Consider the following 16653-nt stretch of genomic DNA (forward strand, 5'->3'; position numbering starts at 1 on the left):
CGTATCCGGGCGAGGACGCCCAAACTCTCGGTCAGCGTGCTGCCCTGGGATCGAAGGCGTCCCTGACCGAGTCCCCGAGCAGGTTGAACGCGACGACGAAGATGACCATCGAGACGCCGGGGAAGATCATGTAGGTGATGTCGTTCTGCAAGACGAGTTCGGTCGACGCCCTGGAGAACATCTGACCCCAGTCGGGGGTCGGTTCGACGATGCCGACGCCGAGGAAGGACAGTCCCGCCTCCGCCGTCACGAACGACGGCAGCATGTACGTCGACTGCACGAGGATCGGCGTCACCACGTTCGGCAGGAGCTCCTTGCGGATGATCCGCCAGGGGGAGGCTCCGCTGACCTTCGCCGCCTCGATGAACTCCCTCTCACGCAGGGCGAGAGTGGTGCCGCGCAGGATGCGGGCGAGGCTCATCCAGCCGAGGAACCACTGGACGAGGATGAGCGCGACCACCCGCACATAGGTCGGTGTCTCGTCGCGCGGGCTGACGAACAGCGACACCACCACCGGCATGCTGGCGATGAAGAACAGCTGCGAGGGGAAGGCCAGCAGGAAGTCGATGACCCGGCCGATCCAGTAGTCGGTCCTGCCCCCGAGGTAGCCGGCCGCGATGCCCAGCAGGATGCCCGTCACCACCGTGGCGACCGTCACCGCGACGGAGATCATCAGCGAGGTGCGGATCCCGTAGATCAGCTTGGTGAACACGTCGTAGCCGTTGCCTGGTTCGAGCCCGAACCAGAATTCGCCGCTGATGCCGCCGTTGGGCTGCACCGGTACACCCGCGCTGTCGAAGAGCTCCGGGCGGACGTCGGCGTAGATGGTGTACGGGTTCTTGCCGTACAGCTTCGCGATCAGTGGCGCGGCGGCCGCGACGACGAAGAAGAAGAGCACGACGAACGCCGAGATGACGCCGGTGCGGTCGCGCTTGAAGCGGATCCACATCAGCTGGCCGGGCGAGCGGCCCTCGAGCTTGGCCGCCGCGGCCTCCTTCGGAGGCTGGGGGGCGCCGTCGACGACGACCGACGTACCGCCGCCGTCAACCTCGATAGGACTGGTCACAGTTGGTCCATTTCAACAGGTGTGGGTGTGCCGAGCCGACGGCCGCCGCAGGGTGTGCGCGACCGCGGACCGGTTCATGAAGAAGTGTCGAAGCTCCCGAGGAAGCGAGAAACCCGCAGCCGGACGCGCGTAGGCGTTCGCCCGCGCTGAACGGCTGTCGAATCCCTCAGAGTGAACCGCCGCAACCAGCTGGGCAGTTGCCCACCACGGGCGGCGTGGCCCACTTGGTGTTCATGACACCGCACATGGGGCTCCTCCTCATGACTCCACGTGTTCACCGACAGGAAGGGCATATGTCTGGCTTCCGCCACCCCTGACGGACAGTCAGACATCCCTTGGGCTCGCGAATCCACACTGCCCCCACAGTGCGAGACCCGTCGACCCGAGCTACGCGCCTAACTATCTGCCATGAGCCATGACCGAACCACACTCATAAGGTCTCGGTTCGATCACACCTTACGCGTACATCTTCCAAAATCCGGACAAAGGGTTTGCCGAAAGATCCCTGCGAAACGGACTTGTTACACACCTATCGGACCCGCATGTCCGTATACCGAACGCGCAACACCTGAAAATTGAGTTGCGGATCTACGGCCACTGTGCATGGACGCGCAGTCCATCACTTTCGGTCACCGGCCCGACAGTTCGGGGCCGTTCGCATCGCTCTCCCGGCGGATGGCCAGAACTCACGCTGGCAGGAGCCTAGACCGGTTCGAACCGCCTTTACGGATCCGGAACAAGAACTAGGGTTTTCCCTACCTCTGTCTGAACACCGGGGGGTACACGCCGACATGGACGGACGCCCCAGCCACCAGCCCGGCACCCCGCGGATGTCCAGAAACGACTGGTGGGGCGTCGTGCTCGAAGCGCCCGATCCGCAGGCGCTGGCGCGCTTCTACGCGGAGCTGCTGGGCTGGGAGATCGCCAAGGAAGACGATGACGGGGCGGCCATCGCACCGTCAGAGGGTGTGGCCTACATCGCCTTCCAGCGCGGGCACGGGTATGTCCCGCCGGTCTGGCCCGCCCGGGACGGCGCTCAGCGGATCACGATGCACCTCGACTTCGAGGTGGTCGATCTGCAGGAGGCCGTGGCGCACGCGCTCGTACTCGGCGCGCGGGAGAGTGGCCACCAGCCGCAGGACGACGTCAGAGTGCTGCTCGACCCGGCCGGCCACCCTTTCTGCCTCTACCGGGACGGCAGCAGTGCCCAGCGCGGCAACGCAGGCGAGCGGGAATGAGCTTGGGGGTCACCTGGGCTGTGGATGCCGGGCCCGATCCACCGGAGCGGCCCGGCATCCACATGCCCTCAAGGTCAGCCGTCAGCCGTGCTTGGCGCGGCTGGCCGCGCGGGCGCGCTCGCGGGCGTCCAGGTTCACCTTGCGGATGCGGACCGCCTCCGGGGTGACCTCCACGCACTCGTCGTCGCGGCAGAACTCCAGCGACTGCTCAAGGGAGAGCTTGCGCGGCGGGACGATCGACTCGGCCACATCGGCCGTGGACGACCGCATGTTGGTGAGCTTCTTCTCCTTGGTGATGTTGACGTCCATGTCGTCGGAGCGCGAGTTCTCGCCGACGATCATGCCCTCGTACACCTCGGTGCCCGGCTCCACGAAGAGCACGCCGCGCTCCTGGAGGTTCGTCATCGCGAACGCGGTGACGGCGCCGGCGCGGTCGGCGACCAGCGAGCCGTTGTTACGGGTCTGCAGCGCACCGAACCACGGCTCGTGGCCCTCGTGGATGGAGTGGGCGATGCCCGTGCCGCGGGTGCTGGTCAGGAACTCCGTGCGGAAGCCGATCAGGCCGCGCGAGGGCACCACGAACTCCATGCGGACCCAGCCCGAGCCGTGGTTGGACATGTTGTCCATGCGGCCCTTGCGGACGCCCATCAGCTGGGTGACCGCGCCCATGTGCTCCTCGGGCACGTCGATGGTCATGCGCTCGACGGGCTCGTAGACCTTGCCGTCGACGTCCTTGGTGACGACCTGCGGCTTGCCGATGGTCAGCTCGAAGCCTTCCCGGCGCATGGTCTCGACCAGGATGGCCAGCGCCAGCTCACCGCGGCCCTGCACCTCCCAGGCGTCGGGGCGGTCGGTCTCAAGGACCCGGAGGCTGACGTTACCGACCAGCTCGCGGTCGAGGCGGTCCTTGACCTGACGGGCAGTGACCTTGCGGTCCTTGACGGCCGACTTGGCGTCGGCGCCCTTGCCGGTGCCGCCACGGCCGACCAGCGGCGAGGTGTTGGTACCGATGACCATGGAGATCGCGGGCTCGTCGACGGTGATCAGCGGCAGCGGGACCGGGTTCTCGGTGTCGGCCAGGGTCTCGCCGATCATGATGTCCGGGATACCGGCGACGGCACAGATGTCACCGGGGCCGGCCATCTCGGCGGGCTTGCGGGTCAGCGCCTCGGTCATCATCAGCTCGCTGATGCGGACGTTGCTGATGGACCCGTCACGCTTGATCCATGCGACGGTCTGGCCCTTGCGCAGCTCGCCCTGCTCGACGCGGAGCAGCGCGATACGGCCGAGGAAGTTGTCGGCGTCCAGGTTGGTGACGTGGGCCTGGAGCGGGGCGGCCTCGTCGTAGGTCGGGGCCGGGATGTGCTCCAGGATCGTGGAGAAGAACGGCTCCAGGCTGTTGGAGTCGGCGGGGACGGTCCCGTTCTCCGGCTTGGTGAGCGAGGCGATACCGTCACGGCCGCAGGCGTAGACGATCGGGAACTCGATCTGCTCCTCGTCGGCGTCCAGGTCGAGGAAGAGGTCGTAGGTCTCGTTGACGACCTCGTCGATACGGGAGTCCGGACGGTCCGTCTTGTTGATGCACAGGATGACGGGCAGCCGCTGCTGGAGCGCCTTGCGCAGCACGAAGCGGGTCTGCGGGAGCGGGCCCTCGGAGGCGTCGACCAGCAGCACCACACCGTCGACCATCGACAGACCGCGCTCGACCTCGCCACCGAAGTCGGCGTGGCCGGGGGTGTCGATGATGTTGATGGTGATCGGGTCCCCGCCGTCCTTGGGGTGGTACTTCACCGCCGTGTTCTTGGCGAGGATCGTGATGCCCTTCTCACGCTCCAGGTCGTTCGAGTCCATCATGCGGTCGTCGACCGAGTCGAGCTGATGGGCGGCGAAGGCACCGGCCTGCTTCAGCATGCCGTCGACGATGGTCGTCTTGCCGTGGTCGACGTGGGCGACGATGGCGACGTTGCGGATGTCGTGGCGCGTGGCCATGAAGGCGTACTCCTGGAGTGTGAGGAAGGCCAACGCGTACGTCTGTGTTACGCGGACCCTGCCGGGCTGGACACGCCACGGCCTTACACCATGGTACGGGGCCGCTGCGGCGGCGGCTTGCCGGGCAACCGGGGGTCAGGCTTTCCGGGCGGCCCGGGAGCCCGGTTCGCAGGAGAGCCGGGCGGCCTGGCGGGCGATCGCGCTGTCGACGGACTCGTCGCAGGAGAGGATGCCCTGCAGGTCGACCGTCCAGTTCCGCGCGTGGCCCGTGGTGGTCCGGCCGCCGGGGCAGGTGTGGCGGAAGTCGCCCTCCCATTCCCGGACTCCGGCGTACTGCACGGTTTCGCGCGGGTCGGCCACCTCGGAGAAGCGGCTGTCCAGGTTCGGCGCCTTCTGGTGCACGTCGGTGAAGGCCCAGGTGTCGCCGTTCACGTCGCCCAGAGTGGCGGCGTCGGAGTCGATCTCGCCGATCTTCTTGCCCAGCGAGAAGAGGACCTCGGCCGCGGACAGGGACGGCCCCTCGGTCCGTACCGACGGCTTCGGGGTGTAGACCCGCTCGATCGGGTTCGTCGTCTTGATGGTGCGGCCCCCGCTCGGCTCGGGCGCGGACACACCGGTCAGCCGGTCCGTCTTCTTCACGCCGGTCCATGTGAAGGTCCCGTTCGCGCAGGCCTTCGCCACGGCCGGTGCGCTGCTCCTGGCGGCGGCCTTGCCGTCGCCGTCCCCGCCACCGGTGCACCCCGCGAGCCCCGCCACCGCCGTCACCACGGTCAGCGCCGCAGCCCACGTCCCCCGTGTGATGCCCCGCATGTGCCGCCCCGTTTCGCCGCGCACGGGCGCCCGGCGCCCGCGGCATGATCAATGGTCGACTCATGCTGCGGGCGCCGGACGCATACGGCAAGCGTTTTGAGCTGTTGCTGAGCTACGGCCCCGTCAGCCGCCCGGCTTCGCGCTCGCCGAAGGCTTCGCCCCCTTCTTCAGGAAGCCCATGTCCTCGTAGACCGGCGTCCGGAAACCGAAGGCCCCCGCGTTCACCAGGTTCTTCGTCACGGCGATGAGCTGGGGGCGCTGGTACAGCGGGATGGAGCCGGCGGCGGCCCAGATGCGGGAGTCGGCCTTGCGGATCAGGGAGAGGTTCTCGTCGGTGTCGAGGGTGGCGGCCGCCTGGTCGAAGAGGTGGTCGACCTGGTCGGTGCCGATGCGGGTGTAGTTCTGCTCGACGTCGAGGGAGCCGTCGGCGGCCGGGACCGGCTTGGCGTAGATGGGCCGGGCGTCGGTGGCGGGGAAGGCGGAGGCGGGCCAGGAGTACAGCGCGAGGTCGAACTCGCCGGACGCGATGTGGTCCTTGAAGTAGCTCTCGTCGGAGACCTTCGTGATCCGAGTGCCGATGCCGACCCGCTGCAGCATGGCGCCGATCCGGTCGGCCACGGTCCGCAGGGCCTGCGAACCGGGCCCCGAAGGCAGCACGAAGCGCAGGGTGAGCGGCTTGCCGTCCTTGGCCAGCACCCCGACGGCGGCACCGGCCGGGGCCGCGGTGCCCTTGGGCGCGTAGGCGCCGGGCGCGCCGCCGTGCACCGGCTGCCGGCCTGCGTACTTGCCGTCCGCGAGGTGCGTGCCGCCGCCCTTGGCCTTCTCGTCCTTCCTGCTGTGGTCCTTGGGGTCCTTGTGGTGGCCGCTCTTGCTGTCGCCGTTGTCGTCCTCGCCGACGATGTACGTCCCGTCGTCGCCGCCCTCGGACTCGTCGGCCTTGCGTCCCTGGGCCCCTGCGGCCTTCTCGCCCTTCTGCTGCTTCTTCTCCTCCTTGACCGGACCGCCGCGCACCCACCCGGCGTCCGCGAGCAGCGCCTCGGCCTCCGCGGTGTCCTGGCCGCCGAGCGCGCCGCTGTTGTCGGCGTAGGCGGCCTGCCCGGACAGCGCTAGATGGCTGCCGACGGGCACGGCGGGCAGCCCGAGCGGTTTGAGGACGGCCTCGGCGAGCGCCTTGCGGTCGAGGGCGCGGGCCACAGCGCGGCGGACGCGCTCGTCGGCGAGGGGGCCTTCGGCGCCGTTCAGGGCGAGCTGGGTGTAGACGGGTTCCAGGGACTTGCGGACCTCGAAGCCGTTCAGGCCCTCGGCATCTGCGGGCAGGGTCTTGGCGGCGGCGCGCCTGGCTTGTGGGCCCGGCAGCGCGGCGGAGCCCTTGGCCCCGGCGGTCGGCGCGATGCGCCGGGCGGCGGACGGGTCGATCTCGGCCAGGTCGATCTCCCCGTCGGCGAGCGCGGCGGGCCGCTTGTCGAGCGGTACGGCCTTCAGGTCGATCTCGGAGAGCTTGGCCGGCTGACCCCACCAGCGCGGGTTGCGGACCAGGCTGACCTGGTTGTTCTTGTGGTCGACCGCCTTCAGGGCGAAGGGCCCCGCGGTGACCTTGAGCGTCCTGCGGGCCCCGTCGTTGAAGGAGTCCGGCGTCCCCATGACGTCCTTGGGGTACAGCGGCGAGAACAGCGACTGCCAGTCGGCGTACGGCCGCGCGAAGGTGACCTTGACCTCGAGGTCGTTCGCGCCGCGCTCGATCTTCTCGATGCGGTCGTAGCCGGCGTTGCGGGCGGTCCAGTACGCGGTGTCCTTGCCGGACAGAGCGCGCCACTGGGCGGCGAAGTCGGCGGCGCCGATCTCGCGGCCGTCGCTCCAGACGGCCTGCTGGGCGATCTTGTAGAGCACGACCTGCTTGGGCTCGGTCTGGACGACCTTGGCGGACTCCAGGTAGTCGGAGTTGCGCTGCGGCCGCCCGTTCGCATCCAGCCGGTACATGGAGGGGAGGACGGCCTGGGCGACGCGGTTCGTGACCGCGTCGGCGTCCGACTGGAACGTGTTCAGGGTCTCCGGCACGTCGTCCACGGCCCACCGCAGGGTGCCGCCGTCGGCCACCTGGTCCCGCCCGGCGGGCGCGATGTCCGGCCCCGCTAGGGGCTTGCCCGCCTCGTCCTCGGAGCCACAGCCCGCGAGCAGGGGCACCACGAGCACGCCCGCAGCGAGGAAGGCGACCGAGCGCGCGACCGCACCGGGCCTGGTCCTCAGTCTCCCGTCGTGGGACATCTTCGCTACCTCCGAGGCCGCTCCAGCCGGTGACACGGGTGGGGGTCTGATCACATTTGGGCGTATTTTGGAGTTGATCAGATCTACGGCCCCACTGAAGAGGAAAGGGTTCGCCAACCGGGGGTGACACGGCGGCACAGCCGGGCAACCCCACTCGTACGGCCCAATGTGCGCCCCCGGCGCACACAGAGCGCTTGCAGGCGTGCACTGGAGGCGTGCAATCCGCCAATCGCTGCACATCCCTTCCCACCGGCAGGTGTGACGCGCAACACTCGCAGGCGCATGAACGTTGCCACCTGAGGCCTGACGGCCCATGGAAGTGAGGTCACGTCATGTCCGTGCAAGACGACCTGACGACAATGCAGCGCTGCCTGGACGACCTGTCCCGGTCGGTGGGCCGCCTGGAGAAGCAGCTGGGCAGTGGCGGCCTCGACATACGCCGCGTCCGCGCCGACGCCGATCACCTGCGGGAGAGCGTCGCGCTCCTGCGCGAGGCGGCGTCGAGTCCGAGCGCACCGCGCAAGCCGGAACTGGTCACCATCCCCGACACCCCGTACGACCCCTCGCTGTGGATCGACACGGACGACGAAGGACTCGGCGCCCGCGACCGCCACGCCCCCTGAACCCGACCGGAGTCATGAGTTGGCCACTGGTACGGAACCACATCTGAACAGCGGCGGCGTACGCACCGGTACGCGCGCCGCGATCGACGCCCCGCATCTGCGGACCGACCACTGGTGGCTGGCTCCGGCCGCCACCGCGGCCGGGTTGCTGGCCTTCATCGTGTACTCGACGTGGCGGGCCTTCGCGAACGCGGACTACTACTCGGCGCCGTATGTCTCCCCGTTCTACTCGCCGTGTCTTGCGGAGAACTGCAAGGACATGCCGTCGGGCCCGAACGCCGACCTCTTCGGGAGCTGGTGGGGCATCTCCCCCGCCATCATCATCCTGATCTTCCCGCTCGGCTTCCGCCTGACCTGCTACTACTACCGCAAGGCCTACTACCGGGGCTTCTGGGCCTCACCCCCGGCCTGCGCGGTGGCCGAGCCGCACAAGAAGTACACCGGTGAGACCCGCTTCCCGCTGATCCTGCAGAACATCCACCGGTACTTCTTCTACGCGGCGATCCTGGTCGCGGGCGTGCTGACGTACGACACGGTGCTGTCCTTCCGCGACACGCACGAGAACTGGGGCCACATGGGCCTCGGCACGGTCGTGTTCCTGGTCAACATCACGCTGATCTGGGCCTACACGATCTCCTGCCACTCCTGCCGGCACATCGTCGGCGGCAAGCTCAAACACTTCTCCAGGCATCCCGTGCGCTACAAGGCGTGGCAGTTCGTCGGGAAGCTGAACGCCCGGCACATGCTGCTCGCCTGGGCGTCGTTGGTGAGCGTGGCGCTCGCCGACTTCTACGTCTATCTGGTGGCGTCCGGCGCCTTCGACGATCCGCGATTCTTCTGATGAGGGGTGCCTTCTGATGTCCGTGGTCGACCGCCAGGAGTGGGACGTGGTCGTGGTCGGCGCCGGGGGTGCCGGGCTGCGTGCGGCCATCGAGGCACGCGAGCGAGGCGCCCGTACGGCAGTCATCTGCAAGTCGCTGTTCGGCAAGGCGCACACGGTGATGGCCGAGGGCGGCATCGCGGCGGCGATGGCGAATGTCAACGAGCACGACAACTGGCAGGTGCACTTCCGCGACACCATGCGCGGCGGCAAGTTCCTCAACCAGTGGCGGATGGCCGAGCTGCACGCGCAGGAGGCCCCGGACCGGGTGTGGGAGCTGGAGACCTGGGGCGCGCTCTTCGACCGTACGAAGGAAGGAAAGATCTCCCAGCGCAACTTCGGCGGCCACGAGTACCCGCGCCTGGCGCACGTCGGCGACCGCACCGGCCTGGAACTGATCCGCACGCTCCAGCAGAAGATCGTCTCCCTCCAGCAGGAGGACCACCGCGAGACCGGCGACTACGAGTCGCGCCTGAAGGTCTTCCAGGAGTGCACGGTCACGCGGGTCCTCACTGTGTCTGACAGCGGCTCCGCCGCGGGCGGCAGCCGGGTCTCCGGTGTCTTCGCCTACGAGCGCGAGAGCGGCCGTTTCTTCGTCCTGGAAGCCCCTGCCGTGGTGATCGCGACGGGCGGCATCGGCAAGTCCTTCAAGGTCACGTCGAACTCGTGGGAGTACACGGGTGACGGGCACGCGCTGGCGCTGCTGGCCGGGGCGCCGCTGCTGAACATGGAGTTCGTGCAGTTCCACCCGACGGGGATGGTCTGGCCGCCGTCGGTCAAGGGCATCCTCGTCACGGAGTCGGTCCGCGGCGACGGCGGGGTGCTCAGGAACTCCGACGGAAAACGCTTCATGTTCGACTACATCCCCGACGTCTTCAAGGAGAAGTACGCGGAGTCGGAGGAGGAGGGCGACCGCTGGTACGAGGACCCGGACAACAACCGGCGTCCCCCGGAGCTGCTCCCCCGTGACGAGGTCGCCCGCGCGATCAACTCCGAGGTGAAGGCGGGCCGCGGCTCCCCGCACGGCGGTGTCTTCCTGGACGTGTCGACGCGGATGCCCGCCGAGGTCATCCGGCGCCGGCTGCCCTCCATGTACCACCAGTTCAAGGAGCTGGCGGACGTCGACATCACCGCGGAGGCGATGGAGGTCGGGCCGACCTGCCACTACGTGATGGGCGGCATCGCGGTCGAGTCCGACACCGCCGCCGCGCGCGGGGTGCCCGGGCTGTTCGCGGCCGGCGAGGTCGCGGGAGGCATGCACGGCTCCAACCGGCTCGGCGGGAACTCCCTCTCCGACCTGCTGGTGTTCGGACGCCGGGCGGGCTGGCACGCGGCCGAGTACTCGGCGGCCATGGCCTTCGAACGTCCCGCCGTCGACGAGGTCCAGGTCGACACCGCGGCCGCGGAGGCGCTGCGCCCCTTCTCCGCCGAGGGCCCCGCGCCGGGCGAGGACGACGGCCGCCCGCCGGAGAATCCGTACACCCTGCACCAGGAACTCCAGCAGACCATGAACGACCTCGTCGGCATCATCCGCCGCGAGGGCGAGATGGAGCAGGCGCTTCAGAAGCTGGCGGACCTGCGGGTACGGGCCCGCCGGGCCGGTGTCGAGGGGCACCGCCAGTTCAACCCCGGCTGGCATCTCGCGCTGGACCTGCGGAACATGCTGCTGGTCAGCGAGTGCGTGGCCCGGGCGGCCCTGGAGCGCACCGAGTCCCGGGGCGGCCACACCCGCGAGGACCATCCGACGATGGACCGCAAGTGGCGCAACATCAATCTGCTGTGCGAGCTGATCGACCCCACGGGCGGCCTTGCGGCGACGGACCCCGTGCAGGGCCAGATCGCCCTCTCCCGTGAGACCACCGAACCCATCCGCGCCGACCTGCTCGCCCTCTTCGACAAGGAGGAGCTGGTCAAGTACCTCGCCGAAGAGGAGCTGTACGAGTGAGCAGCTACGAGGCCCGCTTCAAGGTCTGGCGGGGCGATGTGAAGGGCGGCGGCCTGGAGGACTTCGCGGTCGAAGTCAACGAGGGCGAGGTGGTGCTCGACATCATCCACCGCCTCCAGGCCACCCAGGCCCCTGATCTGGCGGTCCGCTGGAACTGCAAGGCGGGCAAGTGCGGTTCGTGCTCCGCCGAGATCAACGGGCGGCCGCGGCTGATGTGCATGACACGGATGTCGGTGTTCACACGGGAGGAGACGATCACCGTCACGCCCCTGCGCGCCTTCCCGGTCGTACGGGATCTGGTGACCGACGTCGGCTTCAACTACACCAAGGCGCGCGAGGTGCCCGCGTTCGTGCCGCCGGAGGGTGTGGGGCCCGGCGAGTACCGGATGATGCAGGAGGACGTGGACCGCTCGCAGGAGTTCCGCAAGTGCATCGAGTGCTTCCTGTGCCAGGACACCTGCCATGTGGTGCGGGACCACGAGGAGAACAAGACGGCGTTCGCGGGGCCCCGCTTCCTGATGCGGGTCGCGGAGCTGGACATGCACCCGCTGGACGCGGCGGCCGAGACCGGACTGGACCGCAAGAAGACCGCCCAGGACGAACACGGCCTCGGCTACTGCAACATCACCAAGTGCTGCACGGAGGTCTGCCCCGAGGGCATCAAGATCACGGACAATGCGCTGATTCCGTTGAAGGAACGGGCGGTCGACCGCAAGTACGACCCGTTGGTGTGGCTGGGGTCGAAGATCAGGCGACGGTCTTCGTAGGCCTCGGGCGGGACGGCCGGGGTCAGCGGACCCAGCCGTCCCGGTACGCCCTCCAGTCCGCCTCCGTGGCCGCGAAGTCGACGTAGAGCGCGACACCGAAGCGGGACCGGTCCGCGTCCGTGCGGGACAGGCCGAGGCGCACGCCGCGGACGGCGGCCGGGACGGTCTCGGCATGGTTCCAGTGGCTGAACCGGTTCTCGTGGTAGAAGGGCAGGCCCATCAGCAGGTCGGTCGTGGGCGGGGTGACCTCCAGGGCGAGCGAGGTCTGCTGGGCGACGTAGCCGCCGTACAGGCTCTGCAGCGGCTGCATGGTGTCGTACGACATCACGGCGATCTGGTCCACCCTGCGTGCGACCTGCCCGAAGAACCTCTGCGACCACCACTTCGGGTGCCCGGCGACCGTGCCCCAGAAGGCGTGGAAGCCGGGGAGCGGGTCGATCTGGTGGGCGGCGACGGACAACAGGGCGTGGTGTGCGCGGGTGACGGAGCGGAGGGAGTCGAGGAGGGCGAGGTAGTCGCGGTCGCCGGAGTGGAGGGGCTCCAGGTCGAAGTGGACGCCGTCGAAGCCGGCCGCCAGGATCTCGCGGGTGGAGGCGACGACGGCCGCGCGGGTCGCCGGCCGCTCCAGGCGCATGCCCGTCGGGCTCTCGGTCGCGAGTACGTCGCCGAGCCAGGCCTGGACGCGTAGCCGCGGCGCTCGGCCGTGCAGGGCTTTTGTCAGCCAAGTCGCCTTGCTGTACGCGGACTTGGGGAGGGTGCCGTTGTGTTCCAGCGGGCCTGCGTGGACGTACAGGTCGCGGATGCCGGTGGTTTTCAGGCGGTCGGCGAGGGCCGTGACGTCGGCGTCGGTCTTGCGGCCGTCGACCCAGGCGTGGCCCAGCCAGATGGCGTCGCGGTTTCTGGTGTACGTGCCCTCCTCGGGGTCGCCGGTGTAGTTGAGGCGGAGGGCGGATTCGGCGGCGAGCAGGGGGACGAGGAGAGCCAGGACCAGGGCGAGGGCCAGACGTCGCCATCGGCGGGACGGCGGCTTTGTCGCCTCGGCTTCGCCGTCGGCTTTGTCGTTCCCACCCGCACCACCCGTACTGCTTTCGTCGTCGGGTGCGGGCGGCCCCGGTGGGGCGTTCTCGCCGTCGGCGGCTGCGGGCGTGTGCGGGGGCGCGAGCGGCTCGCCCGTCCCGCCGGCCTGCTCGATCCCCGCCCCTTGCCCCGTGTGCTGCGCCCGCTCCATCCCACTCACTCCCCCTCGTCGATCCCGTCCCGTCCAGCCCCGCCTCCCCCACCCCTGACCCACCCCGGTCGCGCAGCCGCATTCCTGCTCATACGCTCCGAAATGTGACGTCACCCTTGATTCGGGGCCGGCCGCGGCGGGCCACCGCTCACATATCCGTGCGGGTGCTGCACACCGTGGTGGGCGGGCTGGCCGCGGTGGTGTGGCTGGTGTTGCCGTGGATGACGATCAACAGTGAGGTGCCGGTTCCGGCCGCCCCTGCGCATCCGGCCGCCGCGAGCGCCGCCGCGCCGGAGCAGAACGGGACGTCGGCCGCCGATCTGGTACTGCGTGACCGGCATCGAGCGGCTCGCCGCCGCTCTGGCCTCGGCCGCGGAGTTGCTGCCGGCCGCGCTCACCGGGGCGGAGGCGGGGCTCGCGAGCGCGCGGACGGGCGCGGGAGACGTCCCCGCCGGGGAACTGCACGCCCGCGCCGCACACGCCGACCTCGTCCTGACGGCCGTACGAGAAGAGCTGACCGCCGGGCCGTACGACCCGCTCGCCGCCCTCCGGCTGCTGGTGCGGGGGCTCCTGCCGGTGGGCGTGGGGCGGGCCGGGGTGCTGTCGGCCGCCGCGTCGCTGGTCGCACGCAGTGCCGTGGCCGAGGCCGACGCCTTCGTCACGACACACCGGGGCGCCGTCGGCAGCACGGCGCGCACCCGGCTGGCGGAGGCGCAGCGGCTGCTCACCGAGGAGCCCCCGGACCTCCTCACCGCCGACGCCCTGGCCCGCCGGGCCCACGAACTCGCCGAACGCGACGTACGGCTCCACGGCAACCCGGCCGCAGGGGCGGCCGAGCACGAGAGCGGCGCCGCGGGGGCGGTTCTCAGTGGGGTGCTGCTGAGCGATGACTCACCATCGAGCTTCGGCGGACCCCGCACTCATGCCCGCCGGGCCGCGACCCCGCGATGAAGGGGCGCGGGGCTGTGTCGGCATGCGGCTCCGCCGCGCGGACGCGACCAGCGGACCGCGCCCAAAGGGGCGCGGGGAACTGCGCGACCAGCCACAACGCACCGGCAGTCGCCCGACAACAGGAACCCCGCACCCAACAGGCGCACCCCGGTCAAAACAGACTCAGCAGCGCCTCCGCCGGATCCGCCAGCCCCGTCTCCCCGTCCGGCAGCGGCAGTTCGAACCACACCGTCTTGCCGCGCGGCGTACGGCGGGAGCCCCACGCCGCGCTGAGGAGGCCGACCAGCTGGAGGCCCCGGCCGCCCTCGTCGGTGTCGCGGGCGCGCCGGCGGCGGGGCTGGACGAGGCCGGAGTCCCAGACCTCGCAGACCAGCGTGCGGTCCAACAGCAGCCGCAGTCTTATCTCACCCTCGCCGTACCGCAGGGCGTTGGTGACCAGCTCGCTGACCAGCAGCTCCGTGGTGTCGACGAGGGGTTCGAGGTCCCAGGACAGCAGCTGCCCGCGGGCGTACTCCCGGGCTCTGCCCACACTGCGCGGCTCCCGCGGCAGCGTCCAGTCGCCGACGGAATCGGCGGGCAGGCCCTGGACGCGGGCCATCAGCAGCGCGATGTCGTCCTCGCCGTGGTGGGTGTCGAGGGTGTTGAGGACCTGGTCGCAGACGTCCTCCAGGGGCGCGGAGGGGTCCGTGAGCGCGCCGACGAACGCCTGGAGGCCCTCGTCCAGGGGGTGGTCGCGGCTTTCGACCAGTCCATCCGTGTAGAGCGCCAACAGTGCACCTTCGGGTAGTTCGACCTCCACCTCCTCGAAGGGCTCCCCGCCGACGCCCAGCGGCATGCCCGGCGGCACGTCGAGCATCAGCGCGTCCTCGCCGGGCTCGACCAGCACGGGCGGCAGATGACCCGCGTTGGCGAACGTGCAGCGACGCGTGACGGAGTCGTAGACCGCGTAGACGCAGGTGGCGAGGTACACCTCGGAGAGGTCCGCCTCGCGGGGGCGGCGGGCCGCGCGGGTGGCCTGCTGGACACCGCCGGGCGCGCCGAGGCCCCGGGCGATCTCGTCCAACGCGCTCAGCACTTCCGCCGGTTCGAGGTCGAGCAGCGCGAGTGTCCGTACCGCCGAACGGAGTTCGCCCATCGCCACCGCCGCCCGCAGTCCGCGGCCCATGACGTCCCCGACCACCAACGCCGTGCGGTGCCCCGGCAGTTCGATCACGTCGAACCAGTCGCCGCCGACCTCGCTGGGGCGGTCGGCGGAGGAGTTGCCCGGCAGATAGCGGCAGGCGATGTCCAGGCCGGAGGCCACCGGGTCGCCCGGCGGGAGCAGCGACCGCTGCAGTATCAGGGCGCGTTCGTGCTCACGGCGGTACAGACGCGCGTTGTCGATGCAGACGGCGGCGCGCGCCGCGAGCTCCACCGCCAGATCCCGGTCCCGGTCCCCGAACGGCTCGCTGCCCTTCGTACGGGCGAACTGCGCGAGTCCCACGACGGTGTCGTGGGCGACCATCGGGACGGCCAGCGTGGACTGGACGAGGCCGCCCTCCTCGGCGGGGACGAGCTGGGGGCGGGCGGTGCGCAGGGCGTCCGCACAGGGGGAGTTGAAGGGGTAGTGGTGGACCGCGCCGACGGCGACGGGCGCACCGCCCCCGACGAACGGCGCGTCGGAGACCGCGCTGGCGAAGGCGACCCGGCGCAGCTCCGCGCTGCCGTCGGCGAGGCCCGGCGGGGTCTCGTCGCCCGCCAGCAGCCCCTGGTAGAGGTCGACCGTGGCGAGGTCGCAGAAGCCGGGGACGACGACGTCGAGGAGTTCGCGGGCCGTGGTCTCCAGGTCGAGGGAGTTGCCGATGCGGGCGCCCGCCTCGTTGAGAAGGGCGAGATTGCGCCGCGCGGCAGCGGCTTCGCGGGCCGCGGCGCGGCGGGAGGTGATGTCGGTTCCGAGCCATGCGACGCCGATGGGGCGCCCGGAGCCGCTGTGCACGCGGTACAGGTTGATGGACCAGTGCCGGCGCTCCTCGGAACCCGGCACGAAGCCCGTGACGTGCATGTCCGTGATGGAGTTGCCGGTCTCCAGGACCCGGCGCAGGGTCGCCGCGACCCGCTCGGCCTCGGGTCGCTGCAGATAGTCGTGGACGCCGCGGCCGCGATGGTCGTCGGGCGTGCCGCCGAAGGTGTTCGCAAACTGCTCGTTGACGCGGCGGACCCGCAGGTCGGGGTCGATCAGAAGGAAACCGAAAGGAGATTGACCGAAAATCGACTGCGAGGCGGCAAGGTCGGTCTCGATGCTGCGCAGGGTGCGTACGTCGACCACGATGCAGACGGCGGCCTTCTCGCCCTCCTCGGTCCGCGTCGGCATCACATAGACCTCGGCGAGCCCCTCCCGCCCGATCTCCCCGGCCGTCGCACCGGGCTGACGGAACGGGACCACTCCGGTCCACTCCCGCCCGTCGAGGATCTCGGCCATCTTGCGCTGACCCTGCTCCCGCAGGTCCGGGTCGATGAACGCCTCGATGGGGTCCATGCCGACCGCGCGCTCGGCGGGGATCCCGAAGAGCTGCTCGGCGCGCAGACTCCACTGGTCGACGAGCCCGTCCGGGCCGATGGAGAAGGACGCGACCTTGATGTAGTCGTAGATGGAGCCGGGTGGACTGCTCTGCCACATGGCGTCACCGTGAGGTGTTCCGTGGGTTCCGTCGAAGGCGGACAGGGCCGTCCCGCCCGCCGTCCCGCTCGTCACATCGGCCGCGGCATCACCCGCGGCCTTTGCCCTCGCGCCGTCCGACGGGTCCTCGGACTCCGTGGCCTTCGCTGGTATCTCGCTCACGCGAACCGTCCCCTCCAGCTCACCGCGCCCGGCACCGGTCACCGGGGGCGGCTGCCCGCAGTATCCAGCACTACGG

At 70.1% G+C, this 16653-nt stretch carries 12 protein-coding genes; 6 read left to right on the forward strand and 6 right to left on the reverse strand.

Annotated features, from left to right (window positions below):
• Window positions 1-31: 31 nt before the first annotated feature.
• Complete coding sequence (locus ACFY1E_RS16565) at window positions 32-1066, reverse strand: ABC transporter permease (RefSeq protein ID WP_389076259.1); 1035 nt, start codon at window positions 1064-1066, stop codon at window positions 32-34.
• A gap of 791 nt (window positions 1067-1857) precedes the next feature.
• Here ACFY1E_RS16565 and ACFY1E_RS16570 point away from each other — a divergent pair.
• The gene (locus ACFY1E_RS16570) at window positions 1858-2304 is read left to right on the forward strand and encodes a VOC family protein (RefSeq protein WP_389076261.1); all 447 of its coding nucleotides are present in this window, start codon (window positions 1858-1860) and stop codon (window positions 2302-2304) included.
• An 81-nt stretch (window positions 2305-2385) separates the two neighbouring features.
• Here the strand turns inward: ACFY1E_RS16570 and typA are convergent, their stop codons facing one another.
• The 3 genes from typA to ACFY1E_RS16585 all read right to left on the reverse strand — a co-directional run bounded on the left by typA (window position 2386) and on the right by ACFY1E_RS16585 (window position 7365).
• Window positions 2386-4293: a translational GTPase TypA gene (gene typA / locus ACFY1E_RS16575; protein ID WP_389076263.1), complete on the reverse strand. Its 1908-nt coding sequence runs from the start codon at window positions 4291-4293 to the stop codon at window positions 2386-2388.
• 135 nt (window positions 4294-4428) lie between these two features.
• On the reverse strand, window positions 4429-5103 hold the full coding sequence (locus tag ACFY1E_RS16580) for a hypothetical protein (protein WP_389076266.1): 675 nt from the start codon (window positions 5101-5103) through the stop codon (window positions 4429-4431).
• A 123-nt stretch (window positions 5104-5226) separates the two neighbouring features.
• Window positions 5227-7365, reverse strand: a complete 2139-nt coding sequence (locus tag ACFY1E_RS16585; RefSeq protein ID WP_389076268.1) for an ABC transporter family substrate-binding protein — start codon at window positions 7363-7365, stop codon at window positions 5227-5229.
• A gap of 332 nt (window positions 7366-7697) precedes the next feature.
• On the opposite strand from ACFY1E_RS16585, the gene ACFY1E_RS16590 reads away from it, so the two are divergent.
• The 4 genes from ACFY1E_RS16590 to ACFY1E_RS16605 are packed head-to-tail and all read left to right on the forward strand — an operon-like array spanning window position 7698 to window position 11580.
• Window positions 7698-7988 carry a hypothetical protein gene (locus ACFY1E_RS16590; RefSeq protein ID WP_115906133.1) on the forward strand — a complete coding sequence of 97 codons (291 nt, stop codon included), beginning with the start codon at window positions 7698-7700 and terminating at the stop codon, window positions 7986-7988.
• A gap of 19 nt (window positions 7989-8007) precedes the next feature.
• A complete protein-coding gene (locus ACFY1E_RS16595; RefSeq protein ID WP_389076271.1) occupies window positions 8008-8829 on the forward strand; it encodes a hypothetical protein in 822 nt (273 codons plus the stop codon).
• A gap of 16 nt (window positions 8830-8845) precedes the next feature.
• The gene (locus ACFY1E_RS16600) at window positions 8846-10813 is read left to right on the forward strand and encodes a fumarate reductase/succinate dehydrogenase flavoprotein subunit (RefSeq protein WP_389076272.1); all 1968 of its coding nucleotides are present in this window, start codon (window positions 8846-8848) and stop codon (window positions 10811-10813) included.
• On the forward strand, window positions 10810-11580 hold the full coding sequence (locus ACFY1E_RS16605; RefSeq protein ID WP_389076275.1) for a succinate dehydrogenase/fumarate reductase iron-sulfur subunit: 771 nt from the start codon (window positions 10810-10812) through the stop codon (window positions 11578-11580). Before ACFY1E_RS16600 ends, ACFY1E_RS16605 begins: the two co-directional genes overlap by 4 nt.
• 22 nt (window positions 11581-11602) lie before the next feature.
• Here ACFY1E_RS16605 and ACFY1E_RS16610 read toward each other — a convergent pair whose 3' ends face one another.
• On the reverse strand, window positions 11603-12808 hold the full coding sequence (locus ACFY1E_RS16610; RefSeq protein WP_389076276.1) for a hypothetical protein: 1206 nt from the start codon (window positions 12806-12808) through the stop codon (window positions 11603-11605).
• A 330-nt stretch (window positions 12809-13138) separates the two neighbouring features.
• Between ACFY1E_RS16610 and ACFY1E_RS16615 the strand changes: the two genes are divergently transcribed.
• A complete protein-coding gene (locus tag ACFY1E_RS16615) occupies window positions 13139-13759 on the forward strand; it encodes a hypothetical protein (RefSeq protein WP_389076278.1) in 621 nt (206 codons plus the stop codon).
• A 151-nt stretch (window positions 13760-13910) separates the two neighbouring features.
• Here ACFY1E_RS16615 and ACFY1E_RS16620 read toward each other — a convergent pair whose 3' ends face one another.
• Entirely contained in the window at window positions 13911-16577 is a 2667-nt protein-coding gene (locus tag ACFY1E_RS16620; protein WP_389076280.1) for a SpoIIE family protein phosphatase, read from the reverse strand.
• Window positions 16578-16653 lie beyond the last annotated feature (76 nt).

This window comes from Streptomyces sp. NPDC001604, assembly GCF_042893475.1.
In the GTDB taxonomy this organism is placed as follows: Bacteria; Actinomycetota; Actinomycetes; order Streptomycetales; family Streptomycetaceae; genus Streptomyces.

Excerpts from the sequence above, each read along its gene's own strand:
- ACFY1E_RS16570 (WP_389076261.1), top strand. The coding sequence starts at position 1,858 with ATGGACGGACGCCCCAGCCACCAGCCCGGCACCCCGCGGATGTCCAGA.
- typA (WP_389076263.1), bottom strand. The coding sequence starts at position 4,293 with ATGGCCACGCGCCACGACATCCGCAACGTCGCCATCGTCGCCCACGTC.
- ACFY1E_RS16580 (WP_389076266.1), bottom strand. The coding sequence starts at position 5,103 with ATGCGGGGCATCACACGGGGGACGTGGGCTGCGGCGCTGACCGTGGTG.
- ACFY1E_RS16585 (WP_389076268.1), bottom strand. The coding sequence starts at position 7,365 with ATGTCCCACGACGGGAGACTGAGGACCAGGCCCGGTGCGGTCGCGCGC.
- ACFY1E_RS16590 (WP_115906133.1), top strand. The coding sequence starts at position 7,698 with ATGTCCGTGCAAGACGACCTGACGACAATGCAGCGCTGCCTGGACGAC.
- ACFY1E_RS16600 (WP_389076272.1), top strand. The coding sequence starts at position 8,846 with ATGTCCGTGGTCGACCGCCAGGAGTGGGACGTGGTCGTGGTCGGCGCC.
- ACFY1E_RS16610 (WP_389076276.1), bottom strand. The coding sequence starts at position 12,808 with ATGGAGCGGGCGCAGCACACGGGGCAAGGGGCGGGGATCGAGCAGGCC.